General features: G+C 45.8%; 8 protein-coding genes and 2 pseudogenes. 5 read left to right on the forward strand and 5 right to left on the reverse strand.

What is annotated here, in order from left to right; genetic code table 11:
* A partial coding sequence (locus tag QUA54_RS10285; RefSeq protein WP_333414486.1) for an FG-GAP-like repeat-containing protein occupies nt 1-3305 on the reverse strand: 3305 nt, incomplete at its 3' end.
* Between the two features lie 217 nt (nt 3306-3522).
* Nucleotides 3523-7278, reverse strand: coding sequence for a CHAT domain-containing protein (locus tag QUA54_RS10290; RefSeq protein WP_445301546.1), 3756 nt, complete (start codon nt 7276-7278; stop codon nt 3523-3525).
* Between the two features lie 566 nt (nt 7279-7844).
* Here QUA54_RS10290 and QUA54_RS10295 point away from each other — a divergent pair.
* The 5 genes and pseudogenes from QUA54_RS10295 to QUA54_RS10315 all read left to right on the forward strand — a co-directional run.
* A complete protein-coding gene (locus QUA54_RS10295; protein ID WP_333414489.1) occupies nt 7845-13586 on the forward strand; it encodes an AAA family ATPase in 5742 nt (1913 codons plus the stop codon).
* A gap of 157 nt (nt 13587-13743) precedes the next feature.
* Nucleotides 13744-13938 (forward strand): annotated as a pseudogene (locus tag QUA54_RS10300) (hypothetical protein); the annotation flags it as partial.
* A 385-nt stretch (nt 13939-14323) separates the two neighbouring features.
* Nucleotides 14324-15217 carry an isoaspartyl peptidase/L-asparaginase family protein gene (locus tag QUA54_RS10305; protein ID WP_333414491.1) on the forward strand — a complete coding sequence of 298 codons (894 nt, stop codon included), beginning with the start codon at nt 14324-14326 and terminating at the stop codon, nt 15215-15217.
* 203 nt (nt 15218-15420) lie between these two features.
* A complete protein-coding gene (locus tag QUA54_RS10310) occupies nt 15421-16695 on the forward strand; it encodes a carbamoylphosphate synthase large subunit (RefSeq protein ID WP_333414492.1) in 1275 nt (424 codons plus the stop codon).
* 315 nt (nt 16696-17010) lie between these two features.
* Nucleotides 17011-17178: pseudogene (locus QUA54_RS10315) on the forward strand (type II toxin-antitoxin system Phd/YefM family antitoxin); the annotation flags it as partial.
* An 18-nt stretch (nt 17179-17196) separates the two neighbouring features.
* Here QUA54_RS10315 and QUA54_RS10320 read toward each other — a convergent pair.
* The 3 genes from QUA54_RS10320 to QUA54_RS10330 are packed head-to-tail and all read right to left on the reverse strand — an operon-like array spanning nt 17197 to nt 19049.
* The gene (locus QUA54_RS10320) at nt 17197-17802 is read right to left on the reverse strand and encodes a hypothetical protein (RefSeq protein ID WP_333414493.1); all 606 of its coding nucleotides are present in this window, start codon (nt 17800-17802) and stop codon (nt 17197-17199) included.
* Complete coding sequence (locus tag QUA54_RS10325) at nt 17802-18155, reverse strand: STAS-like domain-containing protein (RefSeq protein WP_333414495.1); 354 nt, start codon at nt 18153-18155, stop codon at nt 17802-17804. The genes QUA54_RS10320 and QUA54_RS10325 overlap by 1 nt, the downstream gene beginning before the upstream one ends.
* 15 nt (nt 18156-18170) lie before the next feature.
* Nucleotides 18171-19049, reverse strand: a complete 879-nt coding sequence (locus QUA54_RS10330) for an ATP-binding protein (RefSeq protein WP_333414497.1) — start codon at nt 19047-19049, stop codon at nt 18171-18173.
* Nucleotides 19050-19127 lie beyond the last annotated feature (78 nt).

Consider the following 19127-nt stretch of genomic DNA (forward strand, 5'->3'; position numbering starts at 1 on the left):
GTTGGAGTTGTGGTGGGAGTTGGAGTTGGAGTCGGAGTTGGAGTTGTGGTGGGAGTTGGAGTTGGAGTCGGAGTTGGCGTGGGAGTTGGAGTTGGAGTCGGAGTTGGAGTCGGAGTTGGCGTGGGAGTTGGAGTTGGCGTTGGAGTCGGAGTTGGCGTGGCAATGTTAACAGTAAAACTGCCTAAATTGCTAGCTACAACTTGATTGCCAAAAGTATCTTTTACTTGATTAGTTTGTAAATTAACCGCGTAACTGCCATTATCTGTATCATCCCAACTTCCACCAGGCGGAGTCAGTGAATAAGTAGCGATGCGAGGTGTACCGTTACTGTTAGTATCGACACTGACAAATGCAGCCGTAATTGTACCACCTGACCAATTTATTACAATGTCAGAACTATCTAAACTGCTAACATCAACTCCACTACTATCACTGAAAGTAACTGTCAATATCTGACTTGTACCACCCGCTGTAGTAATGTTAGAAATTGCACCCAAGCTAGCAGTAGGTGCGGTGATATTCGCAGTGCGGGTAAGTTGAGCTGCGGCGGTATTGTTATTACTCGCAATATCCGTAGCTGTTGCCTCCGGTACATCAACTGTGACAGCGCCATCAGCATTCGGTGTGACTGTAAAATTATAAGTCGTACCGCTACCTGTAAAGCCGCTAACCGTACCGTTAGTAACATTAATGCCACTATTACTAAATCCTGTCACATTTTCACTGAAAGTTGCTGTGACTAAGAATGGTGCATTTATTGTTGTGGGTGATGCGGATGTTAAGGCAACTGTTGGCGGTGTAATATCAGCAGTACGAGTTAGTTGAGTGGCAGCGGTATTGTTATTACTGGCAGTATCAGTAGCTTTAGCCTCCGGTACATCAACTGTGACAGCGCCATCAGCAGTGGGAGTGACATCAAAGGTGTAGGTTTTGGCATCAACTGTGACAAAGTTACTGACAGTCGCATTGGCGACGGTAATATCAGTATTATCAAACCCGATGACATTTTCACTGAAGGTAGCAGTAACGCTAAATAAACCGTTGACTGTGGTTGCTGATGTTGATGTTAAGGAAACTGTGGGTGCAGTAGTATCAATAACTATGGCTTTACTACCGCCGAGGGAGTTGACTGAGGCTAAGGCGGGGAGGGTTAAGAAAGCGTCAAAGGCTGTACCAGCGGTTTCTTTAATTGTGCCGCCGTTGAGGGTGAGGGCATTTGTGGCGAGGTATTGTAAGTCGGCAGAGGTGTCTCCTGCTTGCACCACATAGTTAAAGGTGAGGGCTGTAGAGCCGCTACCAGAGGCGTAGTTGGCAAACTGGTCAGTTGTACCTGTTTCTAGTTGCAGTCGGGGTGTGCCGGTGACGGTGACAGCAGTATCGAAGGTGGCAGTGATATTGATGGTAGAACCTACACCGTAGCTGCCGTCAGCAGTGGTGGCGCTGACAGCAGTAACTTTGGGGGTAGTGTTGAGCAGGATGGAGGCAGTGTTGCTGCTAAAATTCGCCGTTGCTAAATCAGGTTTGCCATCACTGTTGATGTCGCCGATGCTGACGGAGGAGAGGCCAGTGCCAGTTGTGAAGTCTACTTTGGTGGCGAAAGTGGGGGTGGCGGCTCCTGTTGTAGTAGTGCTGATTAGGATGGAGGCGCTGTTGCTGTTCGCCGTTGCTAAGTCAGGTTTCCCGTCACCGTTGATGTCGCCGATGCTGACGGAGGAGAGGTTAGTGCCAGTAGGGAAGTCAACTTTGGTGGCGAAAGTGGGGGTGGCGGCGTTGGTGGGGGTGGTGTTGAGCAGGATGGAGGCGGTGTCGCTGAGAAAGTTCGCCGTTGCTAAGTCAGGTTTCCCGTCCCCGTTGATGTCGCCGATGCTGACGGATTGGGGGCTAGGGCCAGTAGGGAAGTCAACTTTGGTGGCGAAAGTGGGGGTGGTGGCGTTGGTGGGGGTGGTGTTGAGCAGGATGGAGGCGGTGTTGCCGTTGTAGTTCGCCACAGCTAAGTCAGGTTTCCCGTCGCCGTTGAAGTCGCCGATGCTGACGGATTTGGGGCTAGTGCCAGTAGGGAAGTCAACTTTGGTGGCGAAAGTGGGGGTGGTGGCGTTGGTGGCAGTGGTGTTGAGCAGGATGGAGGCGGTGCTGCTGTTGTAGTTCACCGTTGCTAAGTCAGGTTTGCCGTCGCCGTTGAAGTCGCCGATGCTGACGGAGTAGGGGGCATTGCCAGTAGGTAAGTCTACTTTGGGGGCGAAAGTGGGGGTGGTGGCGTTGGTGGGGGTGGTGTTGAGCAGGATGGAGGCGGTGTTGCTGCCCCGGTTCGTCACAGCTAAGTCTGGTTTCCCGTCGCCGTTGATGTCGCCGATGCTGACGGATTTGGGGAGATTGCCAGTTGTGAAGTCAACTTTGGTGGCGAAGGTGGGGGTGGTGGCGTTGGTGGCGGTGGTGTTGAGCAGGATGGAGGCGGTGTTGCTGTTGAAGTTCGCCACAGCTAAGTCTGGTTTCCCGTCGCCGTTGATGTCGCCGATGCTGACGGATTGGGGGCCAGTGCCAGTTGTGAAGTCTACTTTGGTGGCGAAGCCTAGTATGCCGCCGTAGGTTTTGAGGGTGTTAGCGTTAAATGGTATTGGTGTTTCAATCAGGCCTGTTTGTACTTCCAGTTCCCAGTCTCCCCCTAGTTCGGCATTGCCGGTGGGGTTGGCGGAGGCGGCGATGTTGGCACCAGTTAATTCACTCAGGCGTTGGAGGAATTGGTTAGGTTTTATAGCCTTAACACCAGTCGGTTTAATACCAGTCCCGTCGGAGGTTAAAACCCCCGTCTGATAGCGAAAGTCCTCGATCGAGGACTGAATAAATAAATTGTCTTGATTGTCTTCAGTCGGTTTCAACCGACTTAAGCTATGAGACAGGGGTTTTAACCCCTGGCGGATGTGGGGAATGTGGGGGATGTGGGAGATGTCGGGGCTGTCAATTTTCACCGATACATCAGCGGCAACATTACAGCCATAAAGGAGAACATCTGCACCGTTTGTTAATGCTTTGCGCCACTGTTGGAGTTGAGGGGCGAAACTTTCTAGGTTGCTGCTATTGAGTGTATTTGCACCGAGATGTACTGCACCTGGACTACCGTGAGAGATGATGTGGATTGCTTCTATATTTTGTTCAATTGCTAACCTTTCGGTAATTTGCTCAATGCCATCCCGCGTTTCATCTAGGATAATTACTTCAGCATTTGGAGAAACGTCGCTAATTAAACTTTGGTAATCTTCAACATTTGAGTCAATACAAACTAGAATTGAAATATTTTTTTGCTGTATCATTTGCAGCCTCTTTACTTTTTAAGCTTTATATGTATCAATTCAATAAGACTTATGCAATCACTAGCATCTAATTGCGAGTCATGCCTAAAGTCGTGGCGATTGCTTCGCTTCGCTCGCAATGACTTGTTATTATTTATGCACTTACTACTATGTCATTACGAACAAAGGAATTTCCTGTCATTGCGAGGTAGGAAGCAATCGAAATCACATTTATACCTTACCAAGGACTCCCAATCATCGTGAAGGCAGACCAATAATAAGGATGGGAGAGATTTTCATTAGTCAGTTTAGCTAATTCTGGTGGCAATTCTAACTCCTTATTTAAGTTAGACAAAATTAAACGGCCATTTTCAATGCGAACTTGACCTTTGAGCATGGCGATTTGAGCCTGCCGCAAAGCTTCAGCTTTAATAGGCGCGACTTTTAACCGATCGTAAAATTCAGCCATTAACCCTAAAGTACCTTCATCGCTGACGTTCCAAAGACTCGCCAAAACTGACTTCACCCCCGCTTGCACAGCTAACCCCGCAAAACCTAATTCGGTGTCATTATCACCCACAGCAGTTTTGCAAGCGCTCAACACTAATAGCTCAACTTTAGGCGGCTGATTCCACCCTAGTTGGCGCACGCGATCGAGTGTTAACCTGCTATCTGATAACTGAATGTAAGAATTGCTCGGTGATCCTGGCTGAAAGTATCCGTGAGTGGCGAGGTGAATAATCCGATAGGGTCTGTCTTGGCGCTGTGACCTAAGATTGTTGAGAGTAAAGGTTTGGTTGAGGAAGGATTCGCCTTTCCATTCGGAGGCAATAGCGTTAAGTTCTGCGGGCACTGCTGGCAAGGGTTGGTTATTAGTAAATTGTGAGGCTCCCATTGCTAAAACTTCAGCATTTTTAACACTTGCATAGCTAGTATCGGTTAAGTTGACGCTGGGAATGAGTCCGATGCTGTACTTTTCTACTAGAAATTGGGAACCGTCATGGAGGGCGGCTAAGGGGAGCAATCGCAACCCTGCATCCATACTAAAAAGTAGCGTATCGATGCCCTCAGCTTTCAAATCAGCTTCCAAGGGAGCAATTATCCACTGGTAAAGTTGTTGGGATGCTGGCAAATATCTCTGAGTATTTAGATTTCTGGGATTAAGGAGTTCATCCCTCAAATTGGCGACGACTTGCATCAAAGCTTTGCGCCGGGCGGCGGGGATGGCTTTATGAATTGGGATGCCGCTAGGGGGGACTACGATCAGGTCTAATTGTTCAGGGCGGGCTAAGGCGTAGATAATGGCTGGTTTTTTACCAGTTTGGCTAGCGATGATTCTAGTTCTTTGTTGTATGGCCGTAAAAGATTGCAAATCCCGCCTGATTTCCTGGTTAATGTATGACCCCACTTGTTCGCTATAGAAGATATCGATAAAGAAAGTGGCTTGTGGGATATCGCCTCTATCGATTAGCCGTGTGATATCGCTGGGGCTAACTCTACTTAGAGGCGATGCCGTTTGGACAATTTCGCTTACCCAATCGGATCTGTAGTTAAAAAGAGATTCAATTCTATTAATGCTATTCAGATTGTCAGATTGTGCGATCGCATTGGTAATTGAAATATCGGGTAATGTCGTTTGTTCTGATATTGGAGATGGCGCGGGTTCCGGTGTTGGTGGTGGTGTTGGAGATGGTGTTGGAGATGGTGTTGGTGGTGGTGTTGGTGGTGGTGTTGGTGGTGGTGTCGGTTCCGGCGTTGGTTGTGGGGTTGGAGATGGTGTCGGTTCCGGCGTTGGTTGTGGTGTTGGTTGTGGTGTCGGTTGTGGTGTCGGTTGTGGGGTTGGAGATAGTGTCGGTTGCGGTGTTGGAGATGGGGTTGGTTGTGGTGTTGGAGATGGTGTCGGTTGTGGTGTTGGAGATGGTGTCGGTTGCGGTGTTGGAGATGGGGTTGGTTGTGGTGTTGGAGATGGCGTTGGTTCCGGCGTTGGCGATGGTGTCGGTTGTGGGGTGGGCGATGGTGTCGGTTCCGGCGTTGGCGATGGTGTCGGTTGCGGTGTTGGAGATGGCGCGGAAGTAACGATCGCAATATTGCCCTGAGTGTAAGTGCTAGGCGGCACTGGCACCGCGAACTGTGGCGAAATTGTCTCGGAACCTGATGTAATGGCTCCCGCTGTCCCATTCGTTGTCGCATCGCCGACAATAAAAGGTGTAGTAGTGCTCCCCGCGTGGCGAATAGTAATCGGGCCGCCACCTGTGCCATTATTAGCGCTGGAAATGCTCGCATTTACACCGTTACTATCTGTAAAAGTGCCGCTGACTGTGAGAAGATTGCCAGCCGTGAGGTCAATACTGCCGCCAGTAGACTGAAGAGTGCCTGTAACGGCGATGTCGCTAGCAGCATTGAGAGTAATATTACCGCCAGAAGTGGCGATCGCATCCAGCGCAATGTCCCCTCCCGACTCCAAAATCACAGGCCCGCCTGCTGTCGAAATTGCTCCGACTCCGATGCTATTGCCCGAAGCAACACCCGGTGAAGCAAAAAATGTCTCCCCTTCGGTGACATTCGGCGGCAGATTCGCAGCATTCGCCAAAGTCGAAACGCCCGATCGCAGAATTAAAGCTGCACTACCTGAAAGCACCGCCGCATCTGGATCGGCGGAACCTGACAAAGTAGTATCTGGCCCAGTGATACTAATATCTCCCGCCGCGATCGCCCCTTTTGCTTCTACCTTAAGTGAGGTTCCAGTATAATCCCCAAATCTCACATCTCCCTCGGAGCTAATAATCGGGTCGAACAAACTCACAAACCTGCCGCGATCGCCAGACAATGTGAGAATAGAAACATTACCGCGCGCAGCGAAGTGAGCATCACCGGAAACAGTGCCATTGCTCAATAATGTGATATCCCCTGCGGATTGGAATCCAGGGTTAGGGTAATTTAGGGCGAAGATATCAATATTTTGATTACCTTGTATTGTAAGATTGCCGCCTGAGATCGCCCTGAAAGCGTTATTTCCATCCCTCACCCGTACCGTATCTCCTGCCAACAGATATAAATTGTTCTCCGTAAGTAGCTGGCTTTCTACCAAAGTGAGATTACGTGTTGCCGAGAGTGTAGCATTCTGACTATTAACAGTAGAACTAGCGATCGCCACATCTCCGCTTTCCACCCTCAAACCCGCCGTCAAAACCACTTCTCCTGCACCGTTAACGGAGATACCAGTAGCAGAGTTCCCACCTGCACCGGCAAGTAATTGCGGAAGAGACAAAGGCAGAGACAATTGCCCATTATGTGCCAAAAATCCCCCGTCAACAACCCCTATTTCTAAACTTAATAAATGTCCTTCTTGACTAAGCCGTATAGCATTCTCACCGGGAACAGCAGCGACAATAATATTACCTTGGGGAGCCTTGAGGGAACCCGTGCTGACGACAGTACCGCCAATTAAAGTTATACTTTGTCCAGGCGAGACTGCTAAATTACCTGCATTGATGATACTTCCCGGTTGGCTGAGATTAAAGTAAAAAGTGTTTGGACTTCCTATGAAGGTACTGTAATCGTTCGCTCCTGCAACATTAAACAAACCGGAATCAAAACCGATGTTAGTAGCAGTAGTACCCGTAAAAGCAGCCGGAAGATTCAAGCTAGCATTAGGACCAAAGATAATACCAGAAGGATTTATTAAAAACAGGTTTGAATTGCCGCCACTTACTTGAATCAAACCATTAATAATAGAAGGATTGCCGCCTACTACCCGGCCCAGAATGTTGCGAATAGCCGGATTAGAGATGAAATTAGCAATTTGCCCTTCGCTAAGCCCAAACTGTTGAAAACTGTGGAAAAGATTCGCTCCATCTCTAGAAGTTTTGCCACCTGTAATATTCAAGCGATCGCCGCTTGGCGTGACAGTAGTGCCAGTTCCATCGGGTGCGGGAACAATGGGTTGTCCTTGTACCACCGCTGTACTCAAAATAGTGGCTGCGATCGCTAGCATTGCAGCACTATGTATAGGAAAGAAGGCTAGTTTCATTAACTTTTAGCTGGCAGAGCACGTATCTGACAATTATAAGTTTAAAGTATTTGCTGCTCAGTGCGGTCAACTGCGGCGTAGACTTAGCGATTAAGAACGTCGTCACCATCAGGGCGGTTGCTATACCTGAAACCCACATTCTTCACCCTCAACAGTCACGATCGGTTTTTAATTATTTTTAGCTAGCAATAAAGCTATAATTTATAGTTTTATACCTTACATTGACTGATAAAAAACGTTTTAAAGTCATAATTTATTATTTTAAAAATAGAGTTTTATGTGTAATTATGGTGTGTAAAACCCCAGCCTGCGTAATGTGCGCTGGAAATCAAAGCAAAAGTGCGATCGACTGTTGATGCACCCTACAAACTAGGCGATCGAAATCGGGGCTACCACAAAGTATTTGCAGGCTATTACCCAAAAAACTCAACATTTGTTAACAAACCTTATTTTTGCTTTTGTAACGCGCTATGCTCTAGACAAAGCTGGTGCCTTTTGACTTAGCGTTAATTTTTAGCGAAAAAATCAATATGCTCTCGATTCCAGGCATTACGGTTGTGACACTTCTCTATGAAAGCGCCAACTCTCTAGTTTACCGGGCTATTCGGGAGGCAGATAGCCAGCCGATTATCCTCAAACTTCTCAAAGAAAGCTACCCCACACCTCAAGAATTGCTGCGCTACCGCACCGAATACCGCATCACCCAAGAGTTGAAAGAGGCGGGAGTCGTGCGAGTCTATGACTTGCAAAAATACCAAAACAGCCTCGTGATGTTTGTGGAGGACTTTGGCGGCGAATCCTTGACAATTTGGATGCAGCAGCGAAAGTTTACTCTGGAGGAATTTTTGCAAATTGCGATCGCCACCACTGAAATTTTAGGGCAAATTCACAGCGCCAACATCATCCACAAAGATATTAACCCTTCTAATATTGTTTACAATCCGGAAACAGAACAATTAAAAATTATTGACTTTGGCATTTCCACTCCACTAAGCCGAGAAACACCGATACTGAAAAACCCCGGCGTTCTTGAAGGAACTCTCGCTTATATCTCGCCTGAACAAACTGGCAGGATGAATCGCACTCTGGATTACCGCACTGACTTTTACTCGCTTGGCGTCACTTTCTATAAATTACTCACAGGAAAACTGCCTTTTGAGACAGAGGACGCTTTAGAATTGGTTCACTGCCATATTGCCAGACAGCCAGTACCCACGCACGAAATTGAGCCAGTAATTCCCCTAATTGTGTCTCAAATTGTCAGCAAACTAATGGCAAAAAATGCCGAAAATCGCTATCAAACGGCATTAGGGTTAAAGCATGATTTAGAAACTTGTCTGGTTCAATTACAAGAAACCAATAACATTCAGACGTTTGCGTTAGGAACGCAGGATATTACAGATCGTTTCATAATTCCCGAAAAGTTATACGGCAGGGAAACTGAAGTTTTTAATCTATTAGCTGCCTTTGAACGAGTCAGTACAGGTAGCGCCGAAATGATGCTAGTCGCTGGCTTATCGGGCATTGGTAAAACCGCAGTAGTGAACGAAGTCCACAAGCCGATCGCCAGACAGCGGGGCTATTTTATCAAAGGCAAATACGATCAATTTGGGCGAAATATTCCCTTCAGTGCATTTGTGCAAGCATTTCGGGAATTAATGGGACAATTGTTATCAGAAAGTGACGCTCAGTTACACAGATGGAAAACCCTAATTCTCACAGCAGTAGGCGATAGCGGGCAAGTCTTGATTGACGTAATTCCTGAGTTAGAACGCATCATTGGCGCTCAAAGTTCTGCGCTAGAACTGTCGGGCAGTGCAGCACAAAATCGCTTCAATCTGCTGATGCAGAAATTTGTGCAAGTATTTACCACCGCCGAGCATCCCTTAGTGATGTTTTTGGATGATTTGCAGTGGGCGGATTCGGCATCTTTGAAGTTATTACAACTGTTGATGGAGGATAGGGGGCATCTCTTAGTATTGGGTGCTTATCGGGATAATGAAGTCTCCCCTGTTCATCCGTTTATGTTAACGGTGGATGAGATTGTTAAGTCTGGGGCAGTGGTGAATACTATTACGCTGGAACCGTTGAGCCAAAGAGATCTGAATCAGTTGGTAGCAGATACGCTGATTTGTAATTTATCCTTGGCCGGCGCCTTAACAGAATTGGTTTATGAAAAAACTCAAGGAAATCCTTTTTTCTCGACTCAATTCCTCAAGGCTTTGTATGAAGACGGTCAAATTATTTTTGACGTAAATTTACGGCATTGGCAGTGCGATATTGCTCGAGCTAGACTTACCCATGCCTCGGATGTGGTGGAGTTTATGGCGGTGCAATTGCAGAAGTTGCCCACAGAAACTCAGGATGTTCTCAAACTTGCCGCCTGCATTGGGGCGCAGTTTGATTTAGAGACATTGGCAATAGTCAACGAAGAATTACCCCAACCAACCGCATCAGCGCTGTGGGAAGCCTTGCAAGAAGGGCTTATTTTACTGATTGCAGAAGGCTATGATTTAATTCAAAGAGATGCTCAATTCCCTCATGGGCCTGTGGCTAATCCAATTTATAAGTTCCTGCACGATCGCGTCCAGCAAGCAGCTTATTCCCTAATACCCGAAAACCAAAAACAAGCCACTCATCTCAAAATTGGACAGTTATTCCTACACAAATATTCGGACATAGAAAGAGAGGAAAAACTATTTGATATTGTCGGCCATTTGAATTTAGGGCAAGAATTAATCAGCCAGCCAAGCGAGCGGGAAGCCTTAGCACAACTTAACTTAGAAGCCGGACGCAAGGCAAGAAATTCTACCGCATACGCTGCGGCCAATATCTATCTGCAAACAGGAATCGATCTCTTGAGGGCTAACTGCTGGCAAAGTCAGTATGAGTTGACCCTGAATCTCTATATTGCTGCTGCCGAAGCCGCCTATTTGAATGCTGACCTTGAAGGCATGGAACAAATGGCAGAACTGGTGTTGCAAGAAGCTAAGACGATTTTAGACAAAATTAAAACTTACGAAATTTTAATCGCCGCCCAGACAGCCCAAGGCAAGATGTTGGAGGCGATCGCAGTCGGTAGAGAGGCCCTGCAACTATTGGGAATCGATCTCCCCACCGAACCTGACGGAGCCTTGATTGGCAAAGCGCTACAAACCCTGAACAGCCAGCTCCACGAGAAACAGATTGATGAACTGGCGGATCTGCCTTTGATGACAAATCCCCAGACTCAAGCAGCTATGCAACTGTTAAGAATGTTACCGGCACCAATTTTCATGGGAATGCCCGGTTTGCTGCCCCTGCTTAGCTCGACGATGGTGAGTTTATCGCTCTCCTTTGGGAATGCACCCGCATCAAGCGTGGGGTATGCAATTCACGGTATGGTGTTGTGTGGTTTTTTGGGAGAGGTAGAAACAGGCTATGGCTTTGGTCGATTGGCACTAAGCTTGCTGGAGAGGTTCACTTCACGGGAATTCAATTCCATCATTCTGATGATGTTTGGGGCTTTTATGCAGCATCATCAGGAAGCTATGAGAGCCGCGATATTAACCCTGAAAGATGGCTATACGGTTGGGATGGAAATTGGCGATTTGGGTTACGCTGGCTACAGCATAATCAATTACTTTCACGCCAAATTTTTGGGTGGGGTAGAACTAGAGACTTGGGAACCCGAACTAGCAGATTACAGGGCTGACATGGCGCAGTTGAAACAATATTCTGCTCAGATTTTTTTGGATATGAAACTGCAGACGGTGCAGAATTTGAGGCAAGCCGATATTCTGTCGGATTGCTTAATCGGAACTGCCTACGATGAAACGGTGATGATTCCTAAGCACCATCAGGACAATGAACTCACCGCGATCGCTGATGTATACATCTCCAAACTGCTGCTTGCCTATTTATCGGGCAATTATCCGGCTGCCTTAAACCATATTTGCCAAGCCAAGCCGTATTTGATGGCATTATCGGGATTGATTTTTGTTGCCGCTTTCCATTTTTATGCAGCCCTAACATACTTGGCACTCTTACCCACACAGCCAGAAACAGAGCAAGCTGAAATTATTACTCAGGCGGAAGCGCATCAAACGACTCTGCAACAGTGGGCGCAAAATGCTCCGATGAATCATCTACATAAGTGGTATTTGGTTGAGGCCGAAAAACATCGAGTTTTGGGCAATAAAGCTGAGGCGATTGAAATGTACGATCGCGCCATTGCTGGAGCTAAAGAAAATCAATTTCTCAACGAAGAAGCCCTTGCCAACGAACTAGCAGCAAAATTTTATTTAGAATGGGGTAAAGAAAAATTCGCCCAACTCTACATGATTGAGGCATATTATTGTTATGTTCAATGGGGAGCCACGGCTAAGGTAACAGATTTAGAAACGCGATATCCCCAGTTATTAATATCAATTCAACCGGGAAATAAAAATACTAAAAATACCGCAACAGTGACGACCACTGGTTCGGGTAATAACTTAGATATCACCACAGTGATGAAGGCTTCTCAGGCAATTTCTGGAGAAATTGTGCTGGATAAATTACTGTCTAGCTTGATGAAAATTTTGATTGAAAGTGCAGGGGCGCAAAGAGGCTATCTAATTTTATCAAGCCAGGGAAAGCTATTAATTGAAGCTCTGAGCGAAGCCTCGCATGATAGTGCGATAGCGGCAATAAATTCCCAACAAGTCACCGTATTGCAGTCAATTCTAGTTGAAGATTGTCAGGAACTTTCCGAAGCAATTGTTAATTATGTAGCTCGTACTCAAGAAAGCGTGGTACTGGATGACGCTGTTCGAGAGGGACAATTTACCAACGACCCCTACATCCAAAAAAATCAGCCCAAATCAATTCTCTGCGTGCCGCTAATTAACCAAGCTCAAATTGTCAGTATTGTTTATCTAGAAAACAATCTGACAGCAGGAGCTTTTACGCCAGAAAGAGTGGAACTCTTAAAAGTGTTATCTGGACAAGCAGCTATCTCGATTCAAAATTCTCAACTTTATACACAAGTCCGCGAAAGTGAAAACCGGCTCGCTCAATTTTTAGAAGCAATCCCAGTCGGGGTGTCAGTGCTGGATGCTTCTGGCAAACCTTACTATAATAATCGCGCTGCTATCCAATTATTAGGTAAAGGAGTTCTTCCTGCAGTCACCAGCAGCGAGCAAATATCCGAGGTTTATCAAATCTATCAAGCGGGAACAGAGCAGGAATATCCCTCTGCAGAATTGCCGACTGCGCGGGCGTTGCAAGGGGAAAGCGCTACTGCTGAGGATATGGAAATCCACCAGGGCGACAAGATTATTCCGATCGAGGCTTGGGGTACTCCCATCTATGATGAAAAGGACAACATTTCTTATGCAATTGTAGCCTTTCAAGATATCACGGAGCGTAAAAAAGCCGAAACAGAGCGCATTAGATTTACCGATGAATTGTTCCAACTCAACAAAGCTTACGAGCGCTTCGTCCCCAATCAGTTCCTCCAGTTTTTAGAGAAATCAAGCATTATTGATGTCGAATTAGGCGATCAGGTGCAGTTGGAAATGTCGGTGTTGTTTTCCGACATTCGCGACTTCACCACGCTTTCGGAAAGCATGACGCCGGAGGATAATTTCAGATTTATCAATTCCTATCTTTCTCGCATGGAACCCGTCATTAATGAAAATAACGGGTTTATTGATAAATATATTGGCGATGCGATTATGGCGCTGTTTAGCGGCGAGGCGGATAATGCGGTGAAAGCCGGAATTGCTATGCTGCACCGTCTCGTTGAATACAATCAAAATCGCGCTAATTTTGGCTGTGCGCCGATTCTGATTGGGATTGGCATCAATACTGGAACTTTGATGCTGGGAACGGTGGGCGGTCAAAATCGCATGGACGGGACGGTAATCAGCGATGCGGTGAATTTAGCTTCTCGGGTGGAAAGTTTGACGAAAAATTATGGGGTGTCGCTATTAATTACCCACGAAACTTACTCGCGTTTAGAAAATCCATCCGACTACGCAATCCGCACTCTCGATACGGTAAAAGTCAAGGGAAAATCTGAATTAGTAACAGTTTATGAGGTGTTTGATGCCGATCCGCCAGAAATCAAAGCGGGCAAGTTAGCTACGTTGGAATTGTTTGCAGAAGCTAGGGCAATTTACTGGGAAGGGAAGTTTGCTGAAGCCGCGCGGCTGTTTTCCGAGTGTTGGCGTCAGAATCAGGGCGATCGCGTTGCTAAAATTTATTGGGAACGCTGTCAGTCTGCAGGTGAGTCGCACCAAAATTAAAGACCGGCCACACAATTTAGATTAATTGGAACAGTCCCAAACTCGATCGCTACATTGCTGGAGGAGGAGCTCGTTTTCATTTTTCTGACTTGGCGGTCAACAATACTTTGTGGCAAGTCAAATTCGTTGACCGTGCACAGGGGAATCGCCCCACCGCGATATTGCTGAGCATAATTGTCTGCGGCTGTTGTTGAGCCTGGGAATTGACGGATTTCACGAGTGGTATTGGGGCGACGGTTGGGTGCAGTCTCGGTTGGAGGGAGTGTCGCTGCTAGCGCTGAATTTGGGACAAATGGCGAGTTTGTTGCGGCTGCGAGAGTTTTTGGCGGGGAAGCAGAAAGGTTCAGACTGATGTGAAGCCCGATCGCACTTATTGTCTCTCAAAGTCTCCTTCTTCACGTTTACCGATTTTGCCTGTTAAGGTGTAGTGCATCGCCTTAAGTTTTACCTCATCTTTACTTCCTAACTTTTTCAATTTCCTTAACTAACTCGAAGCTAAATTTGCCCAAACTATTGACCTAACTTTGGCAACATATATATTAATAATTCGTAAATAGCTAGGTCGGGAGGAATACAAATTTCTACAATAATAATTATATCTGAAGATAGACGGATTCTAAATTAAACACAGCTATCCTCATAACTAGCATAAAATAAAATACTTAAAAATTGCTTATAATAAATTAATTAATATAAGGAGTTTTTAAGTATAGCTTAAAATAAAAAAAAGGAAATTTATGGTACTGAGTATTATTGTTCACGGTGGAGCAAAAACCATCACAGAAGACAAGGTTGCAGCCAACAATGCAGGCTGTACCGCAGCAGCAGAAGCGGGTTGGGCAGTGCTCGCAAGGGGGGGTACCGCAGCAGAAGCTGTTGAGGCAGCTATCCGGGTTCTGGAAGCTGACCAGACATTTAACGCAGGCTTTGGATCGGTTCTCAACAGTAAGGGAGAAGTAGAGCTAGACGCAGCGATGATGGAAGGCGGTTCATTAGCTTGGGGAGCGCTCGCAAATGTTCAAGGCGTGTGCCATCCCATCTCCGTGGCGCGAAAGATTATGGATAAAAAACCCATGTTCTTAGTAGCGGATCACGCAGAACATTTTGCGGCAGAAAGTGGAGCCGAAATGTGTACAAAAAAAGACTTAATCGCGGATGAGCAACAGGAAGAGTGGGAGGAGGAAAAAGAAGTTATTGACCGCCCCAATACCGTTGGTTGTGTAGCTTTGGATAGTAGTGGCACCTTAGTTGCCGGTACCTCAACAGGCGGCACTATGAATAAGCCGGCCGGTCGCGTCGGCGACAGCGCCATTATCGGCTCAGGCTTGTTTGCTGACAGTCAACAGGGCGCTTGCTCGACCACAGGCGATGGCGAGTCGATTATACCCGTAGTTCTGGCTAAGACGGCGATCGACATACTAGCGTCCGGCAAGCACCCAGACGAAGCAGCGCAGATGGCAATTGAGACTCTGGCATCTAAGGTGGCAGGAGAAGCTGGGTGCGTCATCATAGACCCTCAAGGGCGGGTTGGCTGGGCGCATAATTCAACGGACATGGCTTGTGCTTACAGAACGTCAGAAATGGACAAGGTGGCTGTGTTTACTAAGAAAAAACAACTCGTCCATCGCTGAAATTATTGAGGTTGCTTTCTCTCTAGTTGGAAGGAGTTAAAATTCCGCAACTAATATCTTGTTTTCTAGGTATTAAGTAGCTGGACATAGATAAACACTTTTTCAATTTGTAGGGCGGGCATTGCCCACCCTACTTTTAATTATGTCGAGCTACTTAGTGGCCGGGAAAACAGTTCAATTCAAACTCGACTTGGAGGTTTCTTATGAACTCAACATACGATTTTCCTTACTTTCAGGGTAATTCTCTTTCCGATTTGTTTGCTCCAGACATCACAGATGCACGTTATGCGTTCATCCTAAATTACCCTGCAACTGCGAGTTGGGCTGCTTACCCCAACAGGAAAAAATACTTTATTCAAGACGGCAGCAGTGAAGCCACCAAAACTTCTTTCGACAAGATTGGTCAGAAGGAACCTTGGAAAAATCTAGCTGTGTTAGGCGATGCCATCCCAGGGATTGTGATTAATTCGCCGCCGAACTCGCTGATTGACTATTGGCGGGAGCATTTTGGCTTCAGCTACAGCAGTATGGAGATGATAGACTGCTCAACTTATCTCGATGATCTCAGCGTAAGCGATCGCTTTGACAAACTCCTGACTCTATTTCCCTTCGACAATCTCAAACCCGAAAAACACGCCGTCCATCCCGACATCCACTACCACTTGCTCAGCAAAGCAACGCTAGCAGAATTAGGCGTGCAATGTCCAAAATACCAAACCTACAATCTGCACGAAGTCAATCTCGAAAGCATTCAGTTACCAGAGCAATTTCCCTACTTGATTAAAACATCCCACGGGCTTTCTGGAGAAGGCACTTATATTATCAAAAGCGCCAGCGATCTGAACTACTGCTTGCAGGAAGTGAGGAAATATCTCGATATTAAGTTGGTGGATACGATTATTGTCTCGGAATTTGTCAAGAATGAAGTGCAGAACTACTGCGTGCAGTTCTATGTAAGCAAAACGGGAAATATCACGCTTATCGGCACTACCAGCCAACTTGTCACCCCAGAGGGCAGCTATTTAGGGGGACTAATTCACTACCGCGAAACCGACATGAGTAGGTTTTTTGAGATGATTGCCGCTATTGGTAAATATGCTCACCAACAGGGTTATTTCGGCGTTATTGGCTTCGACGTGCTGGAAGACTCAGAGGGACAGTTGTATGCCATTGATGCCAATTTCCGAGTTAATGGCTCGACTCCGCTTTGCGTGCAGCGCCATACCTTACTGGGGCTGGGAAAGGAGGTGGCTAAATATTCCAGTGACTGGCGAATGGATGGGACTTTGGAATCCATTCTTGTCACGCTGAAACCCGAACTCGATCGCAAAGACTTGATAATCTTGTCAGCTTTAGAGAAGGTTAAATACGGGAAAATCTACACGGAAATTTACGGGATAGTTGCTGGTGAGGATATGAAGGAAATGCAGCACATCGAGCAGAATTTGCACAGTAAGGGATTGCAGCAATTGGGTTGATATCTACTCTACCGATTGCAGCGTTTGGGGTGGTGGTGGCGATCGAATTTATTAAATTTTTAAGTGCTTTGGAACAGAGATAGACGTTGATGTGCGATCGAACCTTTTGCAGCATTTTCAGCCCAGAGAGCCATTTTTAAGTTTGCTTGGGGGAGGGATAATGGTTGTGCAGTCATTTTTTTCCTATGGGAAAGCTATAATAGTGCCTCTTAAAGATGATTGTGACTATAAAAGCTAAGTCTTGTCAATTGGAAGAAAGTCCAAAGTATTGGGAAGCCAAAAACCATGTCACTCACATAAACCCAAGTAACTTATACTGAAGCTCAGACCAATCTCGATGAACTGTGCGAACAAGTCATAAGCGATCGCGATGCCATCATCACCCGCTCTGACGGCGAAAATGTAGCCTTAATTGCCACTGACGAATTGGCAAGCTTAATAGAGACAGTATATCTGCTGCGATCGCGTGTTGATTACTTATGAAGCATTTGGTCTTATTTTTTATCTAGTAATCAGCTTACCTTGATTTCTTGCTGCCGTAACTACTTTGCGGTTAGCCGTAAAAACTTTGATACCAGGAACAGTCACATAATCACCATCATCAGTAATTACTTGAACTACCCCTGCTTTATCCATTGCTTCGAGAATTAGCAGATCGTAGCCATCTAAAATTTGAGTTTGAAATCTAGTTAAAGATGCGTTAGTCGTAGTTTCATCAATATTTACATCAGCCGATCCAGCCATAGATATTACCTGACCCCAAGCGGCTATAACTTCAGCTACTACGTTAGCTCTCTCTGTTGGCTCGTTATGGCGATATTCTTTTGGTTGTAATCTAGTCGAAAAAATTGCTCGTTCCGCTTGTTCAATATTATGTGCTAACTCTGCCAAAGAAAGCCCACAATATAAAAGCGATCCTTGAGCAGAAATAATTTTTGTTAAATAAGCAGGATAATCCTTTATTTGATAGGGAAGAGCAGAGGTACTGGCTTGAGTGTAAGTCAGCCAGTACCAGACATTAGTATCTACCAGAAAAATGTCATCTTTTTGAGGTGTGTCAAACTGGATATTAACTACCTCAGCCTTGACTGCATATTGGACTGCCATTATACATTTCCCACCTGTTGGCTGACAATTTCATTGATTGCGTTGCGGGTTGCATCATCTGTTGCGTAGTAGCGTTTTGAGTTTTTAATCACCTGTTTGAGGATCTGATTGCCTACGGCGTTGAGATGAGAAAATGCTAGTAGACGGTTTAAAGTATCTGGAGAGATATCCCTAAGTAGCTGTCCAATAGCAAAATTGAAAAAGGGAGATGCAAAAATCTCTACACCATCAAAATCAAGTTCCACAGCGTGCTCTGCCCGTAGTTCGGGGTATGTCAACTCATACACCTTCATACCGTCATCGGGTGTCATGCAAGTTTTCCCAATCAAAGTGCCAATCTTGTAAGATTTCATATTTCAGAAGTTCCCTCAGAAAAGTGGGGCGTCGCCGTCGGTGTCAGAAGCCAGCACATAAATGGCTTCATCACATTGGAGAGTAATGTTAACCAGTGTCCCTCCGAAAAAGGTTGGGCGATTTTGGTAAGTTTCCTCATCTTTGTTAATCAGGACATACCCATTGTGACTGAAAAACTCCAACTTTCCTCCATTCATCTTTACAAATCTTTTCAGATAGTCAAGTCCAACGCCCCCAGTTACATTACCGCGTCTGGTGGTATTTCCGGCTTCAAATGCCCATTTTAGGGCTTCGTCTGCTGGTAAATCAGGGAGATTTTGGAATAGGCGGACATTTTTGGGAATCCCAACACCGAAGTCAACCACAGTGAGTTTAAGTTCCTTTTTTTTAGGGTAGTGCTGTCCACAGCTAAAGACTCCGATTTCTGTTTGTCCATGCTCAAAGGCGTTAGCGTAGATCTCCCAAACGGTTCCTACGATGACGTTTTGCAATTTTTGACTTATATCAACCCAGTCTCGTCCTAGCCATTTTTCTGCTAGGTAGTCAACCAAGCCATCTTTATCTTGTTTTTTATCTTCTCGATAAGGGATAGAATTACCCTGCCAAGATTCTTTATTCTCACAAAAAACATACATGAATCCGTTTTGTTCAAGATTCATTTTTATGTTCTTATGAATACTATCCCAATTAATGTTTGATTTTATCGTGCGGGATTGAATGATACGAATCAATCCTCCCAGAAAAGCTACGGCATTTTGTCTGAGAAAAAAACATTTAGAAAAGTCAATAATTACTTCTGAGCAATCCTCATTTAGTTGCTCCAAAAGCTGAAACAGATTGTCAAAATCGTTCAGATCATCATTGATTGTAGGGATGTTAAGAGTCACGCTCATAATTAGACCTCTTGCAAAATAATTTTATGATATAATGAAAAGTTTTGCTGAGAGTTGATTGAATCCCAACTCCTAACT

This window comes from Microcoleus sp. MOSTC5 (assembly GCF_036701825.1).
Lineage (GTDB): Bacteria > Cyanobacteriota > Cyanobacteriia > Cyanobacteriales > Microcoleaceae > Microcoleus > Microcoleus asticus.